The sequence below is a fragment of the Pararhizobium sp. LjRoot235 genome (assembly GCF_964254145.1).
Taxonomy (GTDB): Bacteria; Pseudomonadota; Alphaproteobacteria; order Rhizobiales; family Rhizobiaceae; genus Pararhizobium.
Window position 1 is genome coordinate 2772173 of sequence record NZ_CAXUSP020000001.1, and the last position, 24228, is coordinate 2796400.

At 59.7% G+C, this 24228-nt stretch carries 36 protein-coding genes; 5 read left to right on the forward strand and 31 right to left on the reverse strand.

Annotated elements, in window-relative coordinates:
* Positions 1–21: 21 nt before the first annotated feature.
* Genes ACSQ2Z_RS13310 through ACSQ2Z_RS13320 form a run of 3 tightly spaced genes read left to right on the forward strand, consistent with a single transcriptional unit; the run spans position 22 to position 2457 of the window.
* A complete protein-coding gene (locus ACSQ2Z_RS13310; RefSeq protein WP_436081649.1) occupies positions 22–1014 on the forward strand; it encodes an RluA family pseudouridine synthase in 993 nt (330 codons plus the stop codon).
* A complete protein-coding gene (locus ACSQ2Z_RS13315; protein ID WP_436081650.1) occupies positions 1014–1679 on the forward strand; it encodes an HAD-IA family hydrolase in 666 nt (221 codons plus the stop codon). The genes ACSQ2Z_RS13310 and ACSQ2Z_RS13315 overlap by 1 nt, the downstream gene beginning before the upstream one ends.
* Positions 1672–2457: an ATP12 family chaperone protein gene (locus ACSQ2Z_RS13320; protein ID WP_436081651.1), complete on the forward strand. Its 786-nt coding sequence runs from the start codon at positions 1672–1674 to the stop codon at positions 2455–2457. Before ACSQ2Z_RS13315 ends, ACSQ2Z_RS13320 begins: the two co-directional genes overlap by 8 nt.
* A 79-nt stretch (positions 2458–2536) precedes the next feature.
* Here ACSQ2Z_RS13320 and sugE read toward each other — a convergent pair whose 3' ends face one another.
* The 3 genes from sugE to ACSQ2Z_RS13335 all read right to left on the reverse strand — a co-directional run bounded on the left by sugE (position 2537) and on the right by ACSQ2Z_RS13335 (position 5665).
* The gene (gene sugE / locus ACSQ2Z_RS13325; RefSeq protein ID WP_436081652.1) at positions 2537–2851 is read right to left on the reverse strand and encodes a quaternary ammonium compound efflux SMR transporter SugE; all 315 of its coding nucleotides are present in this window, start codon (positions 2849–2851) and stop codon (positions 2537–2539) included.
* Between the two features lie 148 nt (positions 2852–2999).
* A complete protein-coding gene (locus tag ACSQ2Z_RS13330) occupies positions 3000–4310 on the reverse strand; it encodes a replication-associated recombination protein A (protein WP_436081653.1) in 1311 nt (436 codons plus the stop codon).
* Complete coding sequence (locus ACSQ2Z_RS13335) at positions 4307–5665, reverse strand: DegQ family serine endoprotease (protein WP_436083072.1); 1359 nt, start codon at positions 5663–5665, stop codon at positions 4307–4309. The genes ACSQ2Z_RS13330 and ACSQ2Z_RS13335 overlap by 4 nt, the downstream gene beginning before the upstream one ends.
* Positions 5666–5932: 267 nt before the next feature.
* Between ACSQ2Z_RS13335 and ACSQ2Z_RS13340 the strand changes: the two genes are divergently transcribed.
* The gene (locus ACSQ2Z_RS13340; RefSeq protein WP_436081654.1) at positions 5933–6913 is read left to right on the forward strand and encodes an RNase A-like domain-containing protein; all 981 of its coding nucleotides are present in this window, start codon (positions 5933–5935) and stop codon (positions 6911–6913) included.
* 218 nt (positions 6914–7131) lie between these two features.
* Entirely contained in the window at positions 7132–7491 is a 360-nt protein-coding gene (locus ACSQ2Z_RS13345) for a hypothetical protein (protein ID WP_436081655.1), read from the forward strand.
* Positions 7492–7589: 98 nt separating this feature from the next.
* Here the strand turns inward: ACSQ2Z_RS13345 and rplQ are convergent, their stop codons facing one another.
* From rplQ to tuf, 28 genes are all read right to left on the reverse strand, one after another.
* A complete protein-coding gene (gene rplQ, locus ACSQ2Z_RS13350) occupies positions 7590–8015 on the reverse strand; it encodes a 50S ribosomal protein L17 (RefSeq protein ID WP_436081656.1) in 426 nt (141 codons plus the stop codon).
* A 216-nt stretch (positions 8016–8231) separates the two neighbouring features.
* The gene (locus tag ACSQ2Z_RS13355) at positions 8232–9242 is read right to left on the reverse strand and encodes a DNA-directed RNA polymerase subunit alpha (protein WP_018328262.1); all 1011 of its coding nucleotides are present in this window, start codon (positions 9240–9242) and stop codon (positions 8232–8234) included.
* 100 nt (positions 9243–9342) lie between these two features.
* Entirely contained in the window at positions 9343–9732 is a 390-nt protein-coding gene (gene rpsK / locus ACSQ2Z_RS13360; RefSeq protein WP_018328263.1) for a 30S ribosomal protein S11, read from the reverse strand.
* Positions 9733–9965: 233 nt separating this feature from the next.
* Positions 9966–10334 (reverse strand): 30S ribosomal protein S13, encoded by a 369-nt coding sequence (gene rpsM, locus ACSQ2Z_RS13365; RefSeq protein ID WP_436081657.1) that lies wholly within the window; start codon positions 10332–10334, stop codon positions 9966–9968.
* A 230-nt stretch (positions 10335–10564) separates the two neighbouring features.
* Positions 10565–11161 carry an adenylate kinase gene (locus ACSQ2Z_RS13370; RefSeq protein WP_436081658.1) on the reverse strand — a complete coding sequence of 199 codons (597 nt, stop codon included), beginning with the start codon at positions 11159–11161 and terminating at the stop codon, positions 10565–10567.
* Positions 11158–12498: a preprotein translocase subunit SecY gene (gene secY, locus ACSQ2Z_RS13375; protein ID WP_436081659.1), complete on the reverse strand. Its 1341-nt coding sequence runs from the start codon at positions 12496–12498 to the stop codon at positions 11158–11160. The genes ACSQ2Z_RS13370 and secY overlap by 4 nt, the downstream gene beginning before the upstream one ends.
* Positions 12499–12733: 235 nt before the next feature.
* Positions 12734–13204: a 50S ribosomal protein L15 gene (gene rplO / locus ACSQ2Z_RS13380; RefSeq protein WP_349433998.1), complete on the reverse strand. Its 471-nt coding sequence runs from the start codon at positions 13202–13204 to the stop codon at positions 12734–12736.
* A gap of 13 nt (positions 13205–13217) precedes the next feature.
* Positions 13218–13421 (reverse strand): 50S ribosomal protein L30, encoded by a 204-nt coding sequence (gene rpmD, locus ACSQ2Z_RS13385; protein ID WP_436081660.1) that lies wholly within the window; start codon positions 13419–13421, stop codon positions 13218–13220.
* A gap of 13 nt (positions 13422–13434) precedes the next feature.
* Positions 13435–14004 carry a 30S ribosomal protein S5 gene (rpsE, locus tag ACSQ2Z_RS13390; protein WP_436081661.1) on the reverse strand — a complete coding sequence of 190 codons (570 nt, stop codon included), beginning with the start codon at positions 14002–14004 and terminating at the stop codon, positions 13435–13437.
* A 234-nt stretch (positions 14005–14238) separates the two neighbouring features.
* Positions 14239–14601 carry a 50S ribosomal protein L18 gene (gene rplR / locus ACSQ2Z_RS13395; protein WP_349433996.1) on the reverse strand — a complete coding sequence of 121 codons (363 nt, stop codon included), beginning with the start codon at positions 14599–14601 and terminating at the stop codon, positions 14239–14241.
* A gap of 12 nt (positions 14602–14613) precedes the next feature.
* Entirely contained in the window at positions 14614–15150 is a 537-nt protein-coding gene (gene rplF, locus ACSQ2Z_RS13400) for a 50S ribosomal protein L6 (RefSeq protein ID WP_037169468.1), read from the reverse strand.
* Between the two features lie 43 nt (positions 15151–15193).
* A complete protein-coding gene (rpsH, locus tag ACSQ2Z_RS13405; RefSeq protein ID WP_018328272.1) occupies positions 15194–15592 on the reverse strand; it encodes a 30S ribosomal protein S8 in 399 nt (132 codons plus the stop codon).
* Between the two features lie 12 nt (positions 15593–15604).
* Positions 15605–15910, reverse strand: a complete 306-nt coding sequence (gene rpsN, locus ACSQ2Z_RS13410; RefSeq protein WP_037133565.1) for a 30S ribosomal protein S14 — start codon at positions 15908–15910, stop codon at positions 15605–15607.
* 31 nt (positions 15911–15941) lie between these two features.
* A complete protein-coding gene (gene rplE / locus ACSQ2Z_RS13415; protein WP_436081662.1) occupies positions 15942–16502 on the reverse strand; it encodes a 50S ribosomal protein L5 in 561 nt (186 codons plus the stop codon).
* Positions 16495–16806, reverse strand: coding sequence for a 50S ribosomal protein L24 (gene rplX, locus ACSQ2Z_RS13420; protein ID WP_113005482.1), 312 nt, complete (start codon positions 16804–16806; stop codon positions 16495–16497). Before rplX ends, rplE begins: the two co-directional genes overlap by 8 nt.
* A 12-nt stretch (positions 16807–16818) precedes the next feature.
* Positions 16819–17187 (reverse strand): 50S ribosomal protein L14, encoded by a 369-nt coding sequence (gene rplN / locus ACSQ2Z_RS13425; protein WP_018328276.1) that lies wholly within the window; start codon positions 17185–17187, stop codon positions 16819–16821.
* 323 nt (positions 17188–17510) lie between these two features.
* Complete coding sequence (gene rpsQ / locus ACSQ2Z_RS13430) at positions 17511–17747, reverse strand: 30S ribosomal protein S17 (protein WP_018328277.1); 237 nt, start codon at positions 17745–17747, stop codon at positions 17511–17513.
* Positions 17748–17759: 12 nt separating this feature from the next.
* Positions 17760–17960 carry a 50S ribosomal protein L29 gene (gene rpmC, locus ACSQ2Z_RS13435; protein WP_018328278.1) on the reverse strand — a complete coding sequence of 67 codons (201 nt, stop codon included), beginning with the start codon at positions 17958–17960 and terminating at the stop codon, positions 17760–17762.
* Between the two features lie 12 nt (positions 17961–17972).
* The gene (gene rplP / locus ACSQ2Z_RS13440; RefSeq protein WP_018239489.1) at positions 17973–18386 is read right to left on the reverse strand and encodes a 50S ribosomal protein L16; all 414 of its coding nucleotides are present in this window, start codon (positions 18384–18386) and stop codon (positions 17973–17975) included.
* A 38-nt stretch (positions 18387–18424) separates the two neighbouring features.
* Positions 18425–19138 carry a 30S ribosomal protein S3 gene (rpsC, locus tag ACSQ2Z_RS13445; protein ID WP_037133573.1) on the reverse strand — a complete coding sequence of 238 codons (714 nt, stop codon included), beginning with the start codon at positions 19136–19138 and terminating at the stop codon, positions 18425–18427.
* Positions 19138–19527, reverse strand: coding sequence for a 50S ribosomal protein L22 (gene rplV, locus ACSQ2Z_RS13450; RefSeq protein WP_018328280.1), 390 nt, complete (start codon positions 19525–19527; stop codon positions 19138–19140). Before rplV ends, rpsC begins: the two co-directional genes overlap by 1 nt.
* 2 nt (positions 19528–19529) lie before the next feature.
* A complete protein-coding gene (gene rpsS, locus ACSQ2Z_RS13455) occupies positions 19530–19808 on the reverse strand; it encodes a 30S ribosomal protein S19 (RefSeq protein ID WP_018328281.1) in 279 nt (92 codons plus the stop codon).
* 15 nt (positions 19809–19823) lie between these two features.
* The gene (rplB, locus tag ACSQ2Z_RS13460) at positions 19824–20660 is read right to left on the reverse strand and encodes a 50S ribosomal protein L2 (RefSeq protein ID WP_018328282.1); all 837 of its coding nucleotides are present in this window, start codon (positions 20658–20660) and stop codon (positions 19824–19826) included.
* An 11-nt stretch (positions 20661–20671) separates the two neighbouring features.
* A complete protein-coding gene (locus tag ACSQ2Z_RS13465) occupies positions 20672–20965 on the reverse strand; it encodes a 50S ribosomal protein L23 (protein ID WP_037169458.1) in 294 nt (97 codons plus the stop codon).
* A complete protein-coding gene (gene rplD, locus ACSQ2Z_RS13470) occupies positions 20962–21582 on the reverse strand; it encodes a 50S ribosomal protein L4 (protein ID WP_436081663.1) in 621 nt (206 codons plus the stop codon). The genes ACSQ2Z_RS13465 and rplD overlap by 4 nt, the downstream gene beginning before the upstream one ends.
* A gap of 12 nt (positions 21583–21594) precedes the next feature.
* The gene (rplC, locus tag ACSQ2Z_RS13475) at positions 21595–22275 is read right to left on the reverse strand and encodes a 50S ribosomal protein L3 (protein ID WP_436081664.1); all 681 of its coding nucleotides are present in this window, start codon (positions 22273–22275) and stop codon (positions 21595–21597) included.
* A gap of 153 nt (positions 22276–22428) precedes the next feature.
* Positions 22429–22737: a 30S ribosomal protein S10 gene (gene rpsJ / locus ACSQ2Z_RS13480; protein WP_003507767.1), complete on the reverse strand. Its 309-nt coding sequence runs from the start codon at positions 22735–22737 to the stop codon at positions 22429–22431.
* Between the two features lie 291 nt (positions 22738–23028).
* A complete protein-coding gene (tuf, locus tag ACSQ2Z_RS13485; RefSeq protein ID WP_436081665.1) occupies positions 23029–24204 on the reverse strand; it encodes an elongation factor Tu in 1176 nt (391 codons plus the stop codon).
* Positions 24205–24228: the final 24 nt, after the last annotated feature.

Below are 24228 nucleotides of genomic sequence, written 5' to 3' on the forward strand. Positions count from 1 at the left end.
GGATGCAGGTAAGAACACATCATGGCGGGCATTGAACACAGACAAGTGGAATCCGACGAAGCCGGCATGCGGCTCGATCGCTGGTTCAAGGTCCATTATCCCGGCCTTGGCTTTGGCCCCCTGCAGAAGCTTCTGCGTTCCGGCCAGGTCCGCGTCGATGGCGGCCGCGTCAAATCGGACACCCGTGTCCAGCCGGGCCAGGTCGTCCGCATCCCGCCGATGGATGTCGATGCCAAGGCGAAGACCGGCCCGATCGCCGGCCGCGACCTGCGCCACGCCTCCGATCACGAGCTTCTGTCTCGCATGCTGCTGCATGAAGACGCCAAGGTGATCGTTCTCAACAAGCCGCCGGGCATTGCCGTTCAAGGCGGCTCCGGCGTCAACCGTCATATCGACGAGATGCTCGAAGCCTGGACCAGCCCGAAGGGCGAGAAACCGCGCCTCGTGCACCGGCTCGACCGCGATACCTCCGGCGTGCTAGTCGTCGCCCGCACCCGTGGCGCGGCGCAGAAGCTGACCGCGGCTTTTCGCGAGCGCGACACCAAGAAGACCTATTGGGCACTGGTGAAAGGCGTACCGCGCAAGCGCGAAGACAAGATTTCCACCTGGCTCGTCAAGGAACAGACGCCGGACGGAGACCGGATGCGTGTCGCCAAGCACGGCGAGGACGGCGCCGACCACGCGATATCCTACTACCGCATCATCGAGCAGGCCGGCCAGAATTTCGCCTGGCTGGAGATGGAGCCCTATACCGGCCGTACCCATCAGCTGCGCGTCCACGCCGCCCATATCGGCCATCCGATCATCGGCGACCCCAAATATTTCGAGGCCGAACCGAGTTGGGCGTTCCCCGGTGGCGTTCAGAACCGCCTGCATCTGCATGCACGCCACATCGACATCCCGCATCCGGACGGCGGGCGGCTGAGGGTCAGCGCTCCCATGCCGCAGCATATGGTCCAGAGCTGGAACCTGATCGGCTTCGACATGGCCAGCGCCGAAGAAGATGCAGACTGATGAAGCTCGTACTATTCGATTGCGACGGCACACTGGTCGATAGCGCCGGTCTGATCCACGAGGTCATGGCGCGCACCTTCGAGGACTTCGGTCTTGCCCGCGTCTCGCTCGACGCCACCAAGGGCATTATCGGCCTGACGCTCGACATCGCCATCGCGCGACTGATGCACCAGTCGCATGTCGACGACCGTGCGCTTGCGATGACCGCCCATTACAAGAAGATCTATGGTGGCGTCCGGGCCGAGATGGATTTCCGCGAGCCGCTTTTCCCGGGCATTCAAGAGCTCGTCGCCACGCTTTCGGCACGCGACGCGCTTATCCTGGGTGCCGTAACGGGAAAGTCACGGCGCGGACTTGATCAGATCTGTGCAAGTCACGGTTACGAAAAGACATTCTTCGTTTCGAGAACGGCCGACGACTGCCCCTCGAAGCCGCATCCCGCAATGGTGACGGAGTGCTGCTTTGAGGCCGGTATCGACCCGAAGGACACCATTGTCATCGGCGACGCGATCTACGACATGCAGATGGCCAAGAGCGCTGGCGCTGCCGCAATCGGCGTTGCCTGGGGATATGCGGCCGTTTCCGAACTTGTCGAGGCCGGCGCCGATCATATCGCCTACGCTCCGAACCACATTCTGGACTGGATGGAGACATGTCATGCCTGATATCCGCGACGAGCTGACAGGTGCACTTAGCGACCCCGATCCCGTGCGCCGCGCGCAGATACAGATGCTGAAACCGCTGCCCAAGCGGTTCTACACGACCGTCAGCATCGGCCCTTCCGAAGAAGGCGGTCATGCCGTGCTGCTCGACGGCCGCACAGTCCGCACTCCCGCAAAACATCCGCTGACCGCGCCGACGGCCCGCGCCGCTGAATTGCTGGCAGCCGAATGGGAGGCGCAGAAGGACGTGATCAATCCCGCGACAATGCCCGTCACGCGGCTTGCCAACACTGCAATCGACGGCGTCGCGAAGGATATCCGAGGTGTTTTCGATGACATTCTGAATTTCGCAGGGACCGATCTCCTGTGCTACCGCGCCAGCGAGCCGGAAGGTCTGGTGGCCCGGCAGACCGAACGATGGGATCCCGTGATTTCCTGGGCTGCCGAAAAACTTGGTGCGCGCTTCATCCTCGCCGAAGGTATCGTGCATCAGACGCAGCCGGGCGCGGCGATCAACGCCTATGCCGAGGCACTGCGCGCCTATGCGACGCCGCTCGGCCTTGCCTGCCTGCACACGATCACGACCCTCACGGGGTCCGCGCTGCTCGCCATCGCCTTTGCCGAGAAACACCTTTCGGCTGAGGAAGCCTGGGCGCTCGCCCATCTCGACGAGGACTGGCAAATCGAGCATTGGGGCACGGACGAGGAAGCCTTTCAGCGTCGCGAGAATCGCTGGCAGGACATGCAGGCGGCCACGGCGACGCTCGACGCGTTGCGCTGAAAGGCACCTCGGCTCAGAACGACGACCATACCGCGTCAGTCATGGCGCAGTGTGATCGCGAATCCAAGATGAGAAAGGATCAGGCCGTCAGCTTCAACCCGGCGATGCCGGCAATGATCAGCGAGATGCAGCCAAGGCGTATGGCGGTCGCCGGTTCGGCGAAAAGCACGATGCCGAGAGTGACCGTTCCGACCGTACCGACGCCGGTCCACACGGCATAAGCCGTACCGAGTGGCAGGGTCCTGACCGCGATACCAAGCAGAACGACGCTTGCCACCATAGAGGTCGCGGTCAAGACCGTCGGCACCAGCCTGGTAAAGCCGTCGGTGTATTTGAGGCCGATCGCCCAGCCGATTTCGAGAAGTCCTGCGAGGAAAAGAATGACCCAGGCCACGATATAACTCCGTTCAAGGGAGCGAGGCCGTCCTCGCGGATGTTCGGTTATCAAACAATGGCTTGATTCCGTGCAGCCGTCTGCATGGGCAATGTATGCCATCCCGGCTTGACGCCTGCAAGAGCCCGGCCTGCATGGCTGATCTGTCCTATTGGCCACGCTCTTTCCTGAGCTTTGCCCACCATTCGAGGCGCTTGCGGATATCGCGCTCGAAACCACGCTCGGGTGGATCGTAGAAAATCTTGCGGCCCATCTTCTCCGGGAAATAGTCCTGGCCCGAAAACGCGTCCGGCTCGTCGTGGTCGTAACGATAGCCGTCGCCATAGCCCTCGCCCTTCATCAATTTGGTCGGCGCATTGAGGATGTGCTTCGGAGGCAGCAGCGAGCCGTTTTCCTTCGCCGCGCGCATGGCGGACTTGTAGGCGGTATAGACGGCGTTCGACTTCGGCGCGGTCGCGAGATAGACGCAGGCTTGCGCCAGCGCCAGTTCACCCTCCGGCGAACCGAGATAGTCATAGGCATCCTTGGCGGCGTTGCAGATTACCAGTGCCTGCGGATCGGCAAGGCCGATATCCTCCACCGCCATGCGCACCAGCCGCCGTCCGAGATAGAGCGGATCCTCGCCAGCATCGAACATGCGGCAGAGATAGTAGAGGGCTGCGTCAGGGTCCGAGCCGCGCACCGATTTGTGCAGGGCGGAGATCAGATTGTAGTGGCCATCCTGCCCCTTGTCATAGACCGGCGCGCGACGCTGGACGATCTCTTGCACGGCGTTGGCATCGAACACCTCGTCCTTGCGCGCCGCCCGCCAAACCTCTTCGGCAAGCGTCAGCACAGCCCGCCCATCACCGTCGGCCATGCGCACTAGGCTGGCGCGGGCGTCAGCATCGAGCGGTAGCGGCTTTCCCTCCACCTGTTCGGCGCGTGCCAGCAATTCGGCAAGGCTCGCTTCGTCATGCGGCTTGAAAGTCAGCACACGAGCGCGCGACAGAAGAGCGGCGTTGAGCTCGAAGGACGGGTTTTCCGTCGTGGCCCCGACCAGAATGACCGTGCCGTCTTCCATGACCGGCAGAAAGCTGTCCTGCTGGGCGCGATTGAAGCGATGGATCTCGTCGACAAACAACAGGGTCTGCCGTCCGGACATGCGCCGCGCACGGGCCGATTCGAACACTCGTTTCAAATCCGCAACGCCGGAGAAAATCGCCGAGATCTGTTCAAAGGCAAGGCCTGCTTCTCCCGACAGCAGCCGGGCAACCGTCGTCTTGCCCGTTCCCGGTGGGCCCCAGAAGATCATCGACCCGAGCGAGCCGGAGGAGATCATGCGGGCGAGGACACCGTCCTCGCCTGTCAGATGCGCCTGGCCGGTGACCTCCGCCAAGGTCTGCGGCCGCAGCCGATCGGCCAGCGGTCGTTTCTCGCTCATGCCTGCGGGTTCGGACGGGGAAAACAGGTCGCTCATCGGAAGAACTGGCGGATGCGCTGGCCGTCGCGCTCGATCTCGACGCGCCACAGAGACGGATCGTCCTGGGTGATCGCCTGGAGCGTCGCCGACTTGTCGATCGGCGTGCCATTGACGGCAATGACGATATCCTTGGGCTGGAAGCCGACCCGCGCGGCAGGCGAGCCGCGATTGATCTGCGTGATCACCACACCCTGCGACGAGGTCGACATGTGCAGTTCGTCAGCCAGCCGCGGCGAGAGATTGCCGACCACGGCGCCGGCGAAAGGATTGCGCCCCTCGATCAGCCGCTCGTCGCGCGGCGACGTTTCCGGGGCTCCGGATAGTGTCAACAACAGATCACGGGTCTTGCCACCTTCGCTCACGGTGACCTTTGCCTCATGACCGATGCCGACTGTCGTCAGGCGGTAACCGAGCGCGTCCGGATGTTCCACCGGGATGCCGTTGACCGCGACGATCACCTGGCCTGGCTTCATGCCCGCCTTTTCAGCCGGTCCGCCTTCGATCACCGAACTCACCAGCGCGCCCCTCGCCCGGTCGAGCCCGAGCGCATCTGCGACCTCCGACGTCACCGGCTCGAAGCTTGCGCCAATGAACGGCCGCGTGAAGCTGCCGTTGCCGCCTTCGGCCGATGCCAGGAAGACTTTCACGAGATTGGCGGGGATGGCAAAGCCCACACCGTTGGAGCCGCCACCGCGCGAAAAGATCGCCGTGTTGATCCCAATCAGCTGGCCGTTCATGTCGATCAGGCCGCCACCCGAATTGCCGGGATTGATCGCCGCGTCGGTCTGGATGAAGAAGCCGAAATCACCCGAGACGACCTGGTTGCGGGCGAGCGCCGAAACGATGCCACTCGTTACCGTCTGGCCGACGCCGAACGGATTGCCGATCGCGAGCACGAGATCACCGACTTCGACCGCGTCGGAATCGCCAAGCGGAATGGTTTCGAACGGGCCGTCCGACTTGATCTTCAGCACGGCCAGATCCAGCCGGTCGTCCTTGAGTATGATCGTGCTCTCGAATTCTCGTCCGTCGGCAAGTGCGACCTTGATGTCGTCGGCGTCGGCGATCACGTGGTTGTTGGTCACGACGATGCCGTTCTTGCCGACGATGACACCGGAGCCGAGCGACGACTGCTTTTCCGAGCGGTTCGGCATCTGTTGGCCGAAGAACTGCTCGAAGAACGGATCGTCGGCGAAGGGCGAGCGGCGCTCGACCGTCTTTTCAGCATAGACGTTCACCACCGCGTTTGCCGTCTGCTTGACCAGCGGCGCAAAGGACAGCTGCATTTCCGTGCGGCTTTGCGGCAATACCTTCTGCGTGTCCGCCGGCGCGACGACGGAACCGGTCGTCATATTCTCCACACCATAGGAGGTGTCCGCACGAGGCACGATGAAATGCACGACGCCGGCAAAGAGAGCCAGCCCGGCCATGGTGGACAGGACAAGAGTACGGGGCGAACGGGTCATGCGGGGCATCCTGCCAAATCGATTGTTGGAAAAGACAGATAGGACGTCAGGGACAAAAAGCAAAGACGACCGCCGACAGAAAAACCGCGCCCCTTCGTCCCCGCTCCCTCACCCGCGACTATCATGGCGGGGAGGCAGACGAGAAACGTGACCATGGGCGACACGCAGACAATACAAATTTTCAAACTGGCGCAACTGCGGCTGATGATTACCGCGGCGACCCTCCAAACGTTGTTGCGCAAAGCCAATTTCAACCCTGACCAGCCGCGCATTCCTGCGGGTGAACAGGGTGGCGGGCGATGGATGGATGGCGGCGGCGGCTCAGGAGACGCGGCAACGGCTCACCGGGTCAATGATGAATTCGGCCAGCATTACGTTGACCTACGGGCGATCGAAGGCTACCGCGGCGCTCACACGATAACCAGCCATGTGTTTCGATCCAAAGCAGAGTTGCTTGTGGCAATAGGCCCCGAGGCCTCGCGTTGGCTTCCATTTACCGGCGCAGTCAGACGTGAAGGCAAATTCGGAAGCTATCCCGAAGCGCTTCGCTACGTGAACGAGACGATACAGGCAAATATCGCGACCGTTGAGGCCGTGAAAGCTGGACTTCTGGGGGTCGACGAAGGTGAGTTAATCACCAAATATTACGGACGCCCAACCGGGGCGGAATGGTACAGAGATGCGCCTTACTCGAAGCCGCGATGGCGAACAACCTATAGCGTTGGAGTCATCCTTCGGTACGATCCAAGATTGCCACAAGGCTTTCTCGTTGTTACTGCTTATCCCAGAAATGAGGACTGGGAGGAGAAATTTGTGAGAGAACACGTTGCCAAATCCCCCGGCTTCCGGGCGTTTACCAGAGCAATGATTCACGATCCCCTAATCTTTAGTTCGCAAGACGAACTCATCGACTTCGGAATTGCCCACGTGTTGCACCAGCACCCTGAAGCGGCCGATGATCTCGACCGCTTTCTCGATCACTGGCTAAATGCGAATGCGACGGATCAGCAACTGGAAGACCTTTGGACCGCCTCGAGCGCGGACTTTTTCCTGATCGGTGTTGCTGTCCGCCCGTTTCTTACCCGTGTCCTGCAAAAGCTGCGAGATCGGCGCGGCACGCATTTGGTAAGCTGATATAGTGCTGGACAGCAAAGGCCGGACGATCGCTCACCCGGCCTTTCATAATCTCGAGCCGACAACCCGAATTACGCGGCGTCGGCATGCGTGATCCTTCCTGCGAAAGCGGCTTCAATACCGCCTACCCACTAACGAGAATTTTAAGAGGAGGAAGAGCACCATTCTGCCGAAGGTTTACTTGGACTTACGCTGACGAACCAAACGAGGTGAAGAGCATGTCACGCAGGTCCATCGCCGCTCCAAAAGCCTTCTATCTCTTTGCCGAAGGCTTTTTTCAGGATGCCGATTTCTTCGATACCATGGACGATCTTGTCCGGTTTTGCCTGAAAGGCATTCCACGCGAGCAACTTGGAGACTTCATCGCCTTCGCCAAACGTGCAGAAAACGGCGAGTTCACCGACGAGCAGCTTGAGGACCTCTGGAATCATTCCCGCGCGGATTACTTTATCGTCGGGAAGAACGCAGTCCGCCGCTTCCTCGGCCGAGCCCGCGACATGGCGGAACGGGAGGGACCGAAGCTCTATCGAACACCCACCAAGATGAATGAGGAACCGAGCCTCAAATTCGAATTTTGACGAAATCGGGAAAACCACGCAGGGTTCGGGCAGTTCTTATGCAAGAAGGCCGGATGGTCTCCCATCCGGCCTTCTTGCATGACCCGTCGCCGGGTATTTTATGCGGCGTCTGCAGCTTCTGCTTCGGCGGCAACGCGAGCGATGTCCTTGGCGCCCTTGGCCGAAGTGTCGCGGTCAACGAATTCGATGACGGCCAGAGCGGCGTTGTCGCCGTGGCGGAAGCCGGCCTTCATGATGCGCAGGTAGCCGCCGTTGCGGGTGGCGTAGCGCGATGCGATGGCATCGAACAGCTTCGAAACGACAGCAACGTCGCGAATCTGCGAGATGGCCTGACGACGGGCATGCAGGTCACCCTTCTTGCCGAGGGTGACGAGCTTCTCGACGATCGGGCGGATTTCCTTTGCCTTCGGCAGGGTAGTGACAATCTGCTCATGTTCGATGAGCGAGGCAGCCATGTTGGCGAACATTGCCTTGCGGTGGCTGGCGGTTCTGTTCAGCTTGCGGCCGGCTTTCTGGTGGCGCATTGCTATTCTCCTTAAATGCAGGTGCCCTTCACTTTATGGGCCTGCCGTTTCCTGGCACATACAGGTTCGAAACCTGCTGTTTGACGGGGAAAGGCAGAGGGTTAACCTGCCTCTTGTTTGCGCGCATGTCCCTTTCAAATTCATTTGAAAGAAAGGCACATGCGCAATTAAAAGCGCTAAGGCCAAGCTGACCGCGTTCTTTGAACGCGGGCGGCCTTAGTATTGGTCTTCGTAACGCTTGGCGAGATCTTCGATGTTCTCGGGCGGCCATGCCGGCACTTCCATACCGAGGTGCAGGCCCATGGAAGCGAGAACTTCCTTGATTTCGTTCAGCGACTTGCGACCAAAGTTCGGAGTGCGAAGCATTTCGGCCTCGGTCTTCTGAATGAGATCGCCGATGTAAACGATGTTGTCGTTCTTCAGGCAGTTGGCCGAACGGACGGAGAGTTCCAGTTCGTCGACCTTTTTCAAGAGCGCCGGGTTGAACGCCAGTTCGGTAACGGCTTCTTCTTCGGCTTCCTTCTGCGGCTCGTCGAAATTGACGAAGACGCCGAGCTGATCCTGAAGGATACGGGCCGCAAATGCGACTGCATCTTCACCGGTGACTGAACCATCGGTTTCGATCTGCATGGACAGCTTGTCGTAGTCGAGAACCTGGCCTTCGCGGGTGTTTTCCACCTTGTAGGACACTTTCTTGACCGGCGAATACAGGCTGTCAACCGGGATAAGGCCGATCGGAGCATCTTCCGAACGGTTGCGGTCGGCCGGCACATAGCCCTTGCCGTTGTTGACGGTGAATTCCATGCGGATCTCGGCGCCCTCGTCGAGGGTACAGATCACGTGGTTCGGGTTGAGGATTTCGATATCGCCAACCGTCTGGATGTCACCGGCGGTTACAACGCCCGGACCCTGCTTGCGCACGACCATGCGCTTGGAATCATCGCCATCCATCTTGATGGCGATTTCCTTGATGTTGAGCACGATGTCCGTCACGTCTTCCCGAACACCCGGGATCGAGGAGAACTCGTGCAGCACGCCGTCGATCTGCACTGCGGTGACCGCAGCGCCGCGAAGCGACGACAGAAGCACGCGGCGAAGCGCGTTGCCGAGGGTGAGGCCGAAGCCACGCTCCAGCGGCTCTGCAACAAGGCTAACCTTGGTGCGGCCGGAAGAGGAGAACTCCACCTTGTTCGGCTTGATCAGTTCCTGCCAGTTTTTCTGAATCATATGTCTTGCCTTCCGTTCGTTGCCACCATCCAATCGTGGCAACCGAGCCTTGAAGCGCCGGAGGAAGCATGGCCTCCCCCGGCTTGATGAATGTCGCTGATCAGACGCGGCGCTTCTTGCGCGGGCGGCAGCCGTTGTGCGGGATCGGCGTCACGTCACGGATCGAGGTGATCATGAAGCCGGCAGCCTGCAGCGCGCGCAGAGCCGATTCACGGCCGGAACCCGGACCGCAAACTTCGACTTCCAGTGTCTTCATGCCGTGTTCCTGGGCCTTCTTGGCCGCGTCTTCAGCAGCCATCTGAGCTGCGAACGGGGTCGACTTGCGCGAGCCCTTGAAGCCCTTCGAACCAGCCGACGACCAGGCAATCGCGTTGCCCTGCGCGTCAGTGATGGTGATCATCGTATTGTTGAACGACGAATTGACGTGTGCGACGCCCGTGGAGATGTTCTTACGCTCGCGACGGCGAACGCGTGTGGCTTCCTTGGCCATGGTATACCTTTCGTTGATCTCTGCACCGCCGTAACACCAGCGGCTCCACCGGGCAGAGGAACACCCCTGCCCTGAATTTCAATAGGCGCGAACGGATAGCCCGAACAGCGCGGCGATATCGTCACTGCCGTAATGCCAGCAGCTCCACCGGAGGGACGCGACAAGCGCCCTTCCGAAACCACAAAAGAGGCCGGCGCCGAGCGCCAGCCTCTGCACTTCCCCTTTCAGGGAAATTACTTCTTCTTGCCTGCAATCGCCTTTGCCGGGCCCTTGCGGGTACGGGCATTGGTGTGCGTGCGCTGGCCGCGAACCGGCAGCGAGCGGCGATGACGCAGGCCGCGATAGCAGCCGAGGTCCATCAGGCGCTTGATGTTCATCGAGGTTTCGCGGCGCAGATCACCCTCGACCTGATATTCGCGGTCGATGGCTTCGCGGATCTGAAGGACTTCAGCATCCGTCAGCTGATGCACACGACGTTCAGCCGGAATACCGACCTTCTCGACGATTTCCTGTGCGAATTTCGGACCAATCCCGTGAATGTAACGGAGCGCGATTACCACGCGCTTTGCCGTCGGGATGTTGACGCCAGCGATACGAGCCACGCCTGTTCTCCTTGCTTCCAGTTGCCATCCGGCAATAGGTGCTTCGTTATGCAGCCTTAAAAAGGCCAACCGTTAAAGTGGTGTTCGGAACACGTCAAAAGAATCGCGCCCGGACTTCGTTATTTTGAAATCCGCGCCGATCCCCTGCATGTAGCGAGTTAGCGCGGTCTTTGAAGGAATCGACCGCAAAAGTCAACTCCCCGCCCATCCTTTTTCAAGAAGGGGCCTTTTCAGGCGTCGGCTGAAGCCGATGCCAGTATCTTGTTGATTTCCGAGGTCACCGTTTCAACCGATGCCATCCCGTCAACCGTCTTGAGTTCGCCCGTCGCCGCGTAATGCTGCGACAACGGCGCCGTCTTTTCGCGATATTCGACCAGACGCTTCCTGAAAGCTTCCGGATTGTCGTCGGAGCGAACCTTGCCGCCCGCGGCGATGGTTTCTGCTACGCGATTCTCCATCCGCCGCACAAGCGCGACTTCATCGACTTTCAACTCGATAACCGCATCGAGCCTGAGCCCCTTGTCTTCGAGCATCTTGCCGAGCGCAACCGCCTGCGGAACTGTGCGCGGATAGCCGTCGAGGATGAAACCCTTGGAGCAATCGGGCGAATCGATGCGGTCCGAAACGATCTCGTTGACGATTTCGTCTGAAACGAGTTGGCCGGCGTCCATAACGGCCTTGGCACGCTTGCCGACATCGCTCTGTTCTGCAACGGCCGCACGCAGCATGTCGCCGGTGGAAAGCTGCGGAATACCGTATTTTTCCGTTAAAAGCTTAGCCTGCGTTCCCTTGCCTGCTCCAGGCGGTCCCAAAAATATCAGTCTCATCGACCCCGCTTGCCTCCACGCAGCTTTGATTTCTTGATCAGCCCCTCATACTGCTGAGCAATCAGGTGACCCTGCACCTGTGCTACAGTATCAAGGGTCACGCTGACAACAATCAAAAGCGACGTACCACCAAGGTAGAACGGCACGCCGGTCTGCGCGATCATGACTTCGGGCAGAATACAGACGAACATCAGGTAAAGCGCGCCAAGCACGGTGATGCGCGTCAGCACGTAGTCGATGTATTCAGCGGTGCGCTCGCCTGGACGGATACCAAGGATGAAGCCGCCATGCTTTTTCAGATTGTCGGCCGTATCCTTCGGATTGAAGACAATGGCTGTATAGAAAAAGGCAAAGAACGCGATCATGCCGCCGTAGAGCGCCATGTAGAGCGGCTGGCCGTGGCCGAGCGCAGCAACGATCGTCGTCGCCCAGGAGGGCAGCGAAGAGGTATTGGCAAAGCCAGCGAGCGTCGCCGGCAAAAGCAGCAGCGAGGATGCGAAGATCGCCGGGATAACGCCTGACGTGTTGAGCTTCAGCGGCAGGTGCGAGGTGTCGCCCTGGAACATCCGGTTGCCGACCTGGCGCTTCGGATACTGGATCAAAAGGCGGCGCTGGGCCCGCTCGACGAAGACGATCAGCGCGATCACGCCGACGACCATTACGATGATGGCAAGGATGAGCGGCGTCGACAGCGCGCCGGTGCGGCCGAGTTCGAGCGTACCGGCAAGAGCCGTCGGCAGATGCGCGACGATGCCGGCGAAGATGATCAGCGAGATGCCATTGCCGATGCCGCGCGAGGTGATCTGCTCGCCGAGCCACATCAGGAACATCGTGCCGCCGAGGAGCGAGATGACGGTCGAGATGCGGAAGAACCAGCCCGGATCCCCGACGAGCCCGTTGCCGCTCTCGAGGCCGACCGAGATGCCATAGGCCTGCAACGCGCCGAGCAACACCGTGCCGTAGCGCGTATACTGGTTGATGACCTTGCGGCCCTGCTCGCCTTCCTTCTTCAATTGCTCAAGCGCCGGAACCACGGAGGTCATCAGCTGAACGATGATCGAGGCAGAAATATAAGGCATGATGCCGAGAGCGAAGATCGCCATACGCGAAACGGCGCCGCCCGAAAACATGTTGAAAAGACCGAGAATACCGCCGCTCTGGCCCTGGAAGGCCTGGGCAAAGGCGTCCGGGTTGAGGCCGGGAAGCGGAATATAGGTGCCGAGACGATAAACCAGAAGGGCACCGAGGGTGAACCAGAGGCGCTTTTTCAGATCTTCCGCCTTGGCGAAAGTCGAAAAATTCAGGTTGGAGGCGAGCTGTTCCGCTGCAGAAGCCATGCAATTCTCCGCGTAGCCAGTTCGGAACCCGCGGGAGAAACCCGGTCAGCTCCGGAAAAAGCTATCTTCTTTTGTGAAAACCGGCTCGGGAACGATCGCATCCGCAATCATGCGCCTCACCGTGGTTCCCCGTTAAATGCTTTGCGGCGGATCAATCCCGCCGCGAATCCGTGAGGCTCTCATATGGGAGCAAAACCGCCCGGTGTGAAGCACCCGGGCGGTTCATCAGCAACAATTATTCAGCAGCGCCCGAAAGCAGCTTGATCGAGCCGCCGGCCTTTTCGATCTTTTCGATCGCAGGCTTGGAAGCACCGGCAACTTCTAGCGAGAGCTTCGCCTTCAGTTCGCCGTCGGCCAGAACGCGGATGCCATCCTTGGCGCGGCGGATGACGCCGGCAGCCTGGAGGGCAGCTGCATCGACTGTCTTCGAAGCGTCGAGCTTCTTGGCGTCGATTGCGGTCTGGATGCGGCCGAGCGACACGACAACAAAGTCCGAACGGAAAATGTTGTTGAAGCCGCGCTTCGGCAGACGGCGGTAGATTGGCATCTGGCCGCCTTCGAAGCCGTTGATGGCGACGCCCGAACGAGCCTTCTGACCCTTCACACCGCGTCCGGCAGTCTTGCCGGAGCCGGAGCCGATGCCGCGGCCGAGACGCTTGCGGTTCTTGGTCGAACCTTCGTTGTCCTTGATTTCATTCAGTTTCATGATGGTATCCCCCTCACTTCTCGTCGACGACGCGAACGAGGTGCTGGACGGCCCGGATCATGCCACGAACGGAAGGCGTATCTTCCAGCGTGCTGACCCGGTGCATCTTGTTGAGACCGAGACCGACCAGCGTCGCGCGCTGTACGGCAGGCCGGCGAATGGGGCTGCCGGTCTGCTCGACCGTAACCGTCTTCTTTGCAACTTCTTTCTTGGCCATTGTTCAGACTCCCTTATTCTTCGGAAGCGACGCCGGCGGACGCACGACGGGCCTGGAGCGTGGCGTATTTCAGGCCGCGCTGTGCCGCGACGTCCTTCGGATGCGCCTGGTTCTTCAGGGCATCGAACGTGGCGCGAATCATGTTGTACGGGTTCGACGAACCGGTCGACTTCGCAACGACGTCATGCATGCCGAGCGTTTCGAAAACGGCGCGCATCGGACCACCGGCGATGATACCGGTACCAGCCTTGGCGGAGCGCAGCAGGACCTTGCCGGCGCCATGGCGGCCATGGACGTCATGATGAAGCGTGCGGCCCGAGCGCAGCGGAACGAAGATCAGTTCGCGCTTGGCAGCTTCGGTTGCCTTGCGGATGGCTTCCGGCACTTCGCGTGCCTTGCCATGACCGAAGCCAACGCGGCCCTTCTGGTCGCCGACGACGACAAGAGCAGCAAAGCCGAAACGACGGCCGCCCTTTACCACCTTGGCAACGCGGTTGATTGCTACGAGCTTGTCAACGAATTCGCTGTCGCGCTCCTCGCGGCTCTGGCGATCGTCGCGAGAACCTCTTTTTTCTTGTGCCATTGTCCTTTTCCTTTTTCTTTTCCGGGTGCAATCGGCAGGTTGACAAAAGTCGCCTCGGTTTCTTTGAACCGAAGCGACCGGGTCCTTACAGCGCCGCGCGTCGCAGACGCGCGCAAAGGCGCTGTAACACTCTGAGTGCCGCTTAATCTTGCCCTGAAATCGCCGAGCGATTTAAGGGATTAAGCGGTCCATGCAATTCGTTCGAGTCCAGACGATAACGTCTGGAAAATTGCATCAGAAGTTCAGGCCACCCTCGCGGGCTGCCTCGGCGAGCGCCTTGACGCGGCCGTGATAGATGAAGGCGCCACGGTCAAAGACGACGTCCTTGACACCAGCCTTCGAGGCGCGCTCTGCGAGGAGCTTGCCAACGGCAGCAGCTGCCGCCGTGTCAGCGCCCGTCTTCAAAGACGAACGCAGATCGGTGTCGAGCGTGGAGGCAGACGCAACGGTCTTGCCTGCAACGTCATCGATAACCTGTGCGTAGATGTTCTTCGACGAGCGATGAACCGACAGGCGCAGGCGGCCATTGGCGACTGCCTTGATTTGACGGCGCACGCGGCTGGCGCGGCGCACAAGTGTATCTTTCCTTGTAGCCATTTCGCGTGATCCTTACTTCTTCTTGCCTTCTTTGCGGACAATCCGCTCGCCGGCATACTTGACGCCCTTGCCCTTGTAGGGCTCGGGGCCACGGTATTCGCGGATTTCCGCGGCAACCTGGCCGACCTGCTGCTTGTTGATGCCGGTGACGACGATTTCCGTCGGCTTCGGCACAGCAATCGAAATGCCTTCCGGAGTCTGATAGACCACGTCATGGCTGAAGCCGAGCGCCAGCTGCAGGTTCTTGCCCTGCAGGGACGCACGATAGCCGACGCCGTTGATTTCGAGCTTGCGCTCGTAGCCGTCCTTGACGCCCTTGAAGATGTTTTCGATCATCGTGCGGGACATGCCCCACTTCGAGCGAGCATCCTTGGACTGGTCAACCGGGGTCACCGACACCGCGTTGTTGTCTTCCAGCTTTACGACGACTTCGTCATTAGCAACGAAGAAGAGTTCGCCTTTCGGGCCCTTTGCAGTCACCGTCTGGCCACTAACCGTGGCCGTGACACCTGCAGGAACCGGAACGGGCTTTTTACCGATACGAGACATATTTCAAACCTGTCTGTCCGTTATGGAGATCACTGCTGCCGTATTAGAATACGGAGCAGAGAACCTCGCCACCAACGTTCTGTTCGCGTGCCTGATGATCGGCCATCACACCCTTCGGGGTCGAAAGGATGGTGATGCCGAGACCGTTCGCGACCTGCGGAATGGACTTGACCGAGACATAAACCCGGCGGCCCGGCTTCGATACGCGGCCGATCTCACGGATCACCGACGCACCTTCGTAGTACTTCAATTCGATGTTGATCTCGGACTTGCCGTTACCAAATTCGACTTCAGAGTATCCGCGGATGTAGCCTTCAGCCTGAAGGACATCCAGAACGCGTGCGCGCAGCTTGGAAGCCGGAGTGGAAACACTCGACTTGCGGCGTGCAGCACCGTTACGGATACGTGTGAGCATATCGCCCAGCGGATCTGTCATTGCCATGTGCCCGTCTCCTTACCAGCTCGACTTGACAATGCCCGGCACCTTGCCGAAATTGCCCAGTTCACGAAGCGCAATACGCGACATCTTGAGTTTGCGATAATATGCGCGCGGACGACCGGTCACTTCGCAACGGTTGCGAATGCGGGTCTTGGATCCGTCACGCGGGAGGCTCGCCAACTTCAAGGTCGCCTTGAAGCGATCTTCGATCGGAAGAGACTGATTCATGATGATTGCCTTAAGGGCTGCCCGCTTGGAGGCATCCTGGGCAACCGACTTACGGCGGCGATTGTTCTTTTCAATTGCGCTCGTCTTCGCCATTCAACTTAATCCTTCTGCTTGTCGTTACGGCTTACTGGCGGAACGGGAAGTTGAACTCTGTGAGCAGAGCGCGTGCTTCGTCGTCCGTCGTTGCCGTCGTGCAAACGATGATGTCCATGCCCCACATCTGATCAACCTTGTCGTAGTTGATCTCAGGGAACACAATGTGCTCCTTGATACCCATGGCGAAGTTGCCACGGCCATCGAAGGACTTCGGATTCAGGCCGCGGAAGTCGCGAACGCGCGGAAGCGCGATGTTGATCAGACGGTCCAGGAATTCGTACATGCGAACGCCGCGAAGGGTAACCTTGGCGCCGATCGGCATGCCTTCGCGCAGCTTGAAGCCGGCGATGGAGTTGCGGGCCTTGGTGATGACCGGCTTCTGGCCGGCGATCGCTGCGAGGTCGGCAGCAGCAACAGTCGGCTTCTTGCTATCGCCCGTCGATTCACCAACGCCCATGTTGATGACGATCTTGTCGAGACGCGGAATCTGCATGACGTTGGAGTAGGAGAACTTCTCCTGCATCGCCTTGCTGATACGCTCGACATAGTCGGTCTTGAGCCGGGGCTCGTACTTCTTGGTGTCAGCCATCGATCGACACTCCCGAACGCTTTGCGACGCGAACCTTCTTGTCGCCTTCGATCTTGAAACCGACGCGGGTCGGCTTGCCGTCCTGCGGATCGGCGATCGCGATATTCGACAGATGGATCGACGCTTCCTTGTTGATGATACCGGCTTCCTGGCTCTGGGTCTGGCGCTGGTGACGCTTCACCATGTTGACGCCACGCACAACAGCCCGGTCTTCCTTCGGCAGCACCTGGAGAACTTCTCCGGAGCGGCCCTTGTCCTTGCCGGTCAATACGACGACCTTGTCGCCCTTGCGAATCTTTTGCATCTCAATCGCTCCTTACAGTACTTCTGGAGCCAGCGAGATGATCTTCATGTGGTTCTTGGCGCGAAGTTCGCGCGGAACCGGTCCGAAGATGCGGGTGCCGATCGGCTCTTTCTTGTTGTCGATAAGAACAGCTGCGTTGTTATCGAACCGGATGACGCTGCCGTCCGGACGACGGATGTCCTTGGCGGTGCGAACGACAACCGCCTTCATCACATCACCCTTCTTGACGCGGCCGCGCGGGATCGCTTCCTTGATCGAAACGACGATAATGTCGCCGACCGAAGCGTACTTGCGCTTGGAGCCGCCCAGCACCTTGATGCACATGACACGACGCGCGCCGGAATTATCCGCCACGTCGAGGTTTGTTTGCATCTGAATCATGTCAGGTCGCCTTCTTGTTGTTACCGGACCGGTTGGGCAACTGCCCCCTTCTCCGGCTTATGAAAACTTTGTTCCGCAGCGCCACGCGCCTTACCGACACGCAGTGACGCTACAGCACTTTGAATAGCTGCACGTTTCGTCTTCAAATCGATTCCGAACGGGGAATCGTGCAGTCGCGCGGGATAGGTCGTTGCCAGGGTGGTTTCCCAAACGGGACCTTCCGTGCGCTCAAAGCAAAAGAACGCTCGACACCGGAGCGTTCTGACGCTGCTTCATACAGATTTTTGCGCCTGGCGCAAGGGCCAAGCGCAAATCAATCGCAATCAGGCCTGAACGGAAACGACCGTCCAAGTCTTGTCCTTGGAGATCGGCGCGCATTCCTCGATGGAAACGACGTCGCCGACCTTATACTGGTTGTTCTCGTCGTGCGCCTTGTACTTCTTCGACCGGCGAACGGTCTTCTGGAAGATCGGGTGCGCAAAGCGACGCTCGACCCGGACCACTACGGTCTTGTCGTTCTTGTCGCTGACGACTGTGCCCTGCAGAATGCGTTTTGGCATATTCTTCGGTCCTTAAGCCTTGGCTTCTGCCGCCTTCTGGCGGGCAATGGTTTTGACGCGCGCAATGTCCTTGCGGACTTCATTGATGCGCGACGACTTTTCGAGCTGGCCTGTCGCCTTCTGGAAGCGCAGGTTGAACTGCTCTTTCTTCAGCTTGGCAAGCTCTTCGTTGAGCTGATCTGCGCTCAGGGCGCGAACGGTCTCGGCTTTCATGGGCTTTACTCCTTACTCTGCAATGCGCTGAACGAAGCGCGTCTTGACAGAGAGTTTCGCAGCACCAAGGCGAAGCGCCTCACGGGCGAGTTCTTCGCTGACGCCGTCGATTTCGAACATCATTCGGCCGGGCTTGACCTTGCAAGCCCAGTATTCGACCGAACCCTTACCTTTACCCATGCGGACTTCGGTCGGCTTGGCCGTGACCGGAACGTCTGGGAATACGCGGATCCACACGCGACCGGCACGCTTCATGTGACGGGTGATCGCGCGGCGTGCCGCTTCAATTTCGCGTGCGTTGACGCGGTTCGGTTCCTGAGACTTCAGGCCGAATTCACCGAAAGCAAGGTCGGAACCGCCCTTGGCAACGCCCTTGATGCGTCCCTTGAACTGCTTGCGGTACTTAGTACGCTTTGGCTGCAACATTTTTTTACTTCTCCGATATTAGCTGCCAGGAACGACTGTTACGCGTTTTCGCGACGACGGCTGCTGCTGCTCGGGCCCTGGGCATCACTCTCGGACGCGCGACGCTCGGAAGCCATCGGATCGTGCTCGAGGATTTCGCCCTTGAAGATCCAGACCTTGATGCCGCAGATACCGAAAGCGGTTTTGGCTTCAGCCACACCGTAGTCGATGTCGGCGCGAAGCGTGTGCAACGGCACGCGGCCTTCGCGGTACCATTCGGTACGAGCGATTTCAGCACCGCCGAGGCGGCCGCCGCAGGTGATCTTGATGCCTTCGGCGCCAAGACGCATGGCCGACTGAACAGCGCGCTTCATCGCACGGCGGAAAGCAACGCGGCGTTCCAGCTGCTGGGCGATCGACTGGGCAACGAGGGTCGAGTCAACTTCCGGCTTGCGAACTTCAACAATGTTGAGGTGCGTTTCGGAGTTGGTCATCTCGGAAAGCTTCTTGCGGAGCTTTTCGATGTCTGCACCCTTCTTGCCGATGATAAGGCCCGGACGAGCCGAGTGGATCGTGACGCGGCACTTCTTGTGCGGACGCTCGATGACCACCTTGGCGATGCCGGCCTGCTTCAGTTCTTCCATCAGGTAAGCGCGGATCTTCAGATCTTCGTGAAGAAGCTGACCGTATTCCGCGTTGTCCGCGAACCAGCGGCTATCCCAGGTCCGGTTGATGCCGAGACGAAAACCGACTGGATTAATCTTCTGGCCCATTATGCGGCCTCCCCTTTGGCTTCCACTTCACGAACGACGATCGTCAGATGCGCGAAAGGCTTTTCAATACGCGATGCACGGCCACGGCCACGAGCGTGGAAACGCTTCATGACGATGGACTTGCCAACGTAGGCTTCGGCGACGATCAAACTATCGACGTCGAGATCATGGTTGTTCTCTGCGTTTGCGATTGCGGACTCAAGGGTCTTCTTGACCGTGTCCGAGATGCGCTTGCGCGAGAATTCCAGTTCGGCCAGAGCCCGGTCGACCTTCTTGCCGCGAATCATCGCGGCAACCAGGTTGAGCTTCTGGGGGCTGACGCGGATCGTGCGCGCAATTGCCTGCGCCTCATTATCCTTCAGCCGGCGTTCGGCTTTTGCCTTGCCCATGATTACTTCCTCTTTGCCTTCTTGTCCGCACCGTGACCGTAATAGGTCCGGGTCGGAGAGAATTCACCGAACTTGTGACCGACCATGTCTTCCGACACCGAAACCGGCACATGCTTGCTGCCATTGTAGACGCCGAAGGTCAGACCGACGAACTGCGGCAGGATGGTGGAGCGACGGCTCCACATCTTGATCACTTCGTTACGACCGCCTTCACGAACCTTCTCAGCCTTCTTGAGAAGATAGCCGTCAACAAACGGACCTTTCCATACTGAACGAGCCATTGGAGACTTCCTCTCTTACTTCTTACGCTGATGACGCGAGCGCATGATGAACTTGTCGGTCGACTTGTTCGAACGCGTGCGCTTGCCCTTGGTGGGCTTGCCCCACGGGGAGACCGGATGACGGCCACCCGAGGTGCGGCCTTCACCACCGCCGTGCGGATGGTCAACAGGGTTCATGACGACGCCGCGAACGTGCGGACGCTTGCCGCGCCACACCGAACGGCCGGCCTTGCCGTCGTTGATGTTGCCGTGATCGGGGTTCGATACAGCACCGACCGTTGCAAGGCAGGAGCCATGCACCAGGCGCTGTTCGCCGGAGTTGAGGCGAAGGATCGCCATACCCTGGTCGCGACCGACGAGCTGGACGTAGGCGCCAGCAGAACGGGCGATCTGCCCGCCCTTGCCCGGCTTCATCTCGACGTTGTGAACGATCGAACCGACCGGCATGTACTGAAGCGGCATGGTGTTGCCCGGCTTCACGTCGACCTGCTTTTCCGAAGCGATCACCTTGTCGCCGGCAGCAAGACGCTGCGGCGCAAGGATGTAGGCCTGCTCGCCATCGGCATAGTTGATCAGCGCGATGAACGCGGTGCGGTTCGGGTCGTATTCGATACGCTCGACCGTGCCTTCGACGTCGAACTTGCGACGCTTGAAATCGATCAGACGGTAGGTCCGCTTGTGACCGCCGCCCTGGAAGCGCACCGTGATGCGACCGGTGTTGTTACGACCGCCCTTGGAGGACAGGCCTTCGGTCAGCGCCTTGACGGGCTTGCCCTTCCAGAGGCCGGACCGGTCGACGATGACCAGCTGACGCTGGCTCGGGGTGGTCGGATTGAAACTTTTCAATGCCATTGTTCTATTCCTCAGAGTCCGGTGGAGACGTCGATGGTCTGACCGTCAGCGAGTGTGACGATAGCCTTCTTGACGTCTTTCTGCCGGCCAGCGAAGCCGCGGAAGCGCTTCAGCTTGCCCTTGCGGACCAGCGTGTTCACAGCCGTAACCTTGACGCCGAACAGCGCTTCGATCGCAGCCTTGATTTCCGGCTTCGACGCACCCTTGGCGACGTTGAAGATGATCTGGTTCTGTTCAGAAACCAGCGTCGACTTTTCGGTGATCGAAGGAGAAACGATCACATCATAGTGGCGAAGGTCAGTCATTTGAACCGCTCCTCAAGAGCTTCAACTGCAGCCTTGGACAGGACGAGCTTGCCGCGGCGCAGAATATCGTAAACATTGATGCCCTGGACCGGCAGAACGTCCACGTTCGGGATGTTCTGGGCTGCGAGCTTGAAGTTGCTGTCGAGTTCGACGCCACCGATGAACAGTGCATTGGTCAGGCCGAGGTTAGCGAAAGCGCCGGTCAGCGTCTTCGTCTTGGCCTCGGTCGCAACCAGGTTGTCGACGATGATCAGATCTTCAGCACGAAGCTTGGCGGACAGCGCGTGGCGCAGGCCGAGAGCGCGAACCTTCTTCGGCAGGTCATGAGCGTGGCTGCGAACAACCGGGCCATGAGCCTTACCACCGCCGCGGAACTGCGGAGCGCGCGCCGAATGGTGACGAGCGCGGCCCGTACCTTTCTGCTTGAACATCTTGGCGCCGGTGCGCGAAACTTCTGCGCGACCCTTGGCCTTGTGCGTGCCCTGCTGCTTCTTGGCGAGCTGCCAGCGAACGACGCGGGCAATGATATCTTCGCGAGGCTCGAGACCGAAAATCGCGTCGGACAGGGAGACCTGGCCGGCTTCTTTTCCCTCGAGTGTGGTGACTTTGAGATCCATGATCTGGCCCCCTTACTTGGCTGCGCGCACGGCGGCAGGACGCGGAGCGTCAGCCGGGGTGCCGGACTTGATGGCGTCGCGAACGACGATCCATGCGCCCTTGGAGCCGGGTACGGCGCCCTTGACGAGGATCAGACCGCGGTCTTCATCGGTGGAGACCACTTCCAGGTTCTGGGTGGTGATGCGCGTCTGGCCCATATGACCAGCCATGCGCTTGCCCTTCCAGACGCGGCCCGGATCCTGGTTGGAACCAGTCGAACCATGCGAACGGTGTGATACGGACACGCCGTGCGTTGCACGCAGACCGCCGAAGTTGTGGCGCTTCATCGCACCGGCAAAACCCTTACCGACAGATGTACCGGTCACGTCAACGAGCTGGCCCGCGACGAAATGGTTTGCAGTGAGTTCGGCGCCGACATCGATCAGATTGTCCGACGTAACGCGAAACTCGACGACCTTGGCCTTCGGCTCAACGCTTGCGGCAGCGAACTGACCGCGCAACGGCTTGCTCGTGTTCTTGACCTTGGACTGACCAGCACCGAGTTGAACTGCGGTGTAGCCGTTCTTGTCTTCTGTGCGATGGGCAACCACTTGGCAGTTTTCCATCCGCAATACTGTAACTGGGATATGCTCACCAGCGTCGTTATAGACGCGGGTCATCCCAACTTTCTGTGCAATCACACCTGAACGCATTGGTTCATTCCTCTTGAGAGTTAGCGACGGAGAAAACCCCGTTGCATCTCTGGTTTAAGGTCTCCCTCAGATCATCCGCCCGTGTGACCGGAAGATTGGGGGTCGCCCGTTTTTGGAAGCCGTTGGACCGAAATCCACGTACCTTCCTTGTTTTTAAAGCTTGATTTCTACGTCTACGCCGGCAGCGAGATCGAGCTTCATCAGCGCGTCTACTGTCTGCGGGGTCGGATCGACGATATCGAGCAGGCGCTTGTGCGTGCGCATCTCAAACTGTTCACGGCTCTTCTTGTCCACGTGGGGCGAGCGGTTGACCGTGAACTTTTCAATCCGCGTCGGAAGCGGCACCGGACCACGAACCGAAGCACCTGTGCGCTTGGCCGTCGAAACGATTTCCCGCGTGGAGGCGTCAAGAATCCGGTGATCAAACGCCTTGAGGCGGATACGGATATTCTGGCCGTTCATTCGAGTTATCCTTGTTGTTGTTAGGCGAATGCCTCAGATGAGGCACTTCGTCATTCGTTTCCGGGTGCGGATGCTTCAAAGAGCACAAAGAGCAAATCGCTCTCTGTCCGATTCTGCAATTCGACCCGCCACATATACGTAATCAGCGTCCGACACAATGACCGAACGCCCGCGGAAGAGCGATTTTTCGCGCTTCCGCCAATTCGAGAGGCATACGACTTTACTCGCATGCTTCGACCAACAAATGATCGAGGAAGCGGCGCTTATGGCGCGCCGCTTCCAACCGAGTTTTTACTCGACAATCGACGCGACGATGCCGGCGCCGACGGTGCGGCCGCCTTCACGAATTGCGAAGCGCAGCTTTTCTTCCATCGCGATCGGCACGATCAGCTCGACGGCAACGGTGACGTTGTCGCCCGGCATGACCATTTCGGTGCCTTCCGGCAGCGACACGATGCCGGTCACGTCGGTCGTGCGGAAGTAGAACTGCGGACGGTAGTTGGTGAAGAACGGCGTATGACGGCCGCCTTCTTCCTTCGTCAGGATGTAGGCTTCGGCCATGAACTTCTTGTGCGGCTTGACCGAACCCGGCTTGCACAGGATCTGGCCACGCTCGACGCCGTCACGGGTGACGCCGCGCAACAGCGCACCGATGTTGTCGCCGGCCTGGCCCTGGTCGAGCAGCTTGCGGAACATTTCAACGCCGGTGCAGGTCGTCTTCGTCGTCGGACGGATGCCGACGATCTCGATTTCCTCGCCAACCTTGACAACGCCACGCTCGACGCGGCCGGTGACGACCGTGCCGCGGCCCGAGATCGAGAACACGTCTTCGATCGGCATCAGGAACGGCTGGTCGATCGGACGCTCCGGCGTCGGGATGTAGGCGTCAACCGCGGCCATCAGCTCGCGGATCGCGTCTTCGCCGATCTTCTTGTCGCTATCTTCGAGAGCAGCCAGGGCCGAACCCTTGATGATCGGGATGTCGTCGCCCGGGAAGTCGTAGGACGACAGCAGTTCGCGCACTTCCAGTTCGACGAGCTCGAGCAGTTCGGCGTCGTCGACCTGGTCGACCTTGTTCAGGAACACGACGATCGCCGGAACGCCAACCTGACGGGCAAGCAGGATGTGCTCGCGGGTCTGCGGCATCGGGCCGTCGGCAGCCGAGCAAACCAGGATCGCGCCGTCCATCTGCGCCGCACCGGTGATCATGTTCTTGACGTAGTCGGCGTGGCCGGGGCAGTCGACATGCGCATAGTGACGGGCCGTCGTCTCATATTCGACGTGCGCCGTCGAGATGGTGATGCCGCGCGCCTTTTCTTCCGGGGCGGCGTCGATCTGGTCATACGCCTTGTATTCGCCGAAATACTTCGTGATCGCTGCCGTCAGCGACGTCTTGCCATGGTCAACGTGGCCGATCGTGCCAATGTTAACGTGCGGCTTGTTGCGCTCAAATTTGCTCTTTGCCATTTCCGGCTCTCCGTTTTCTGACCC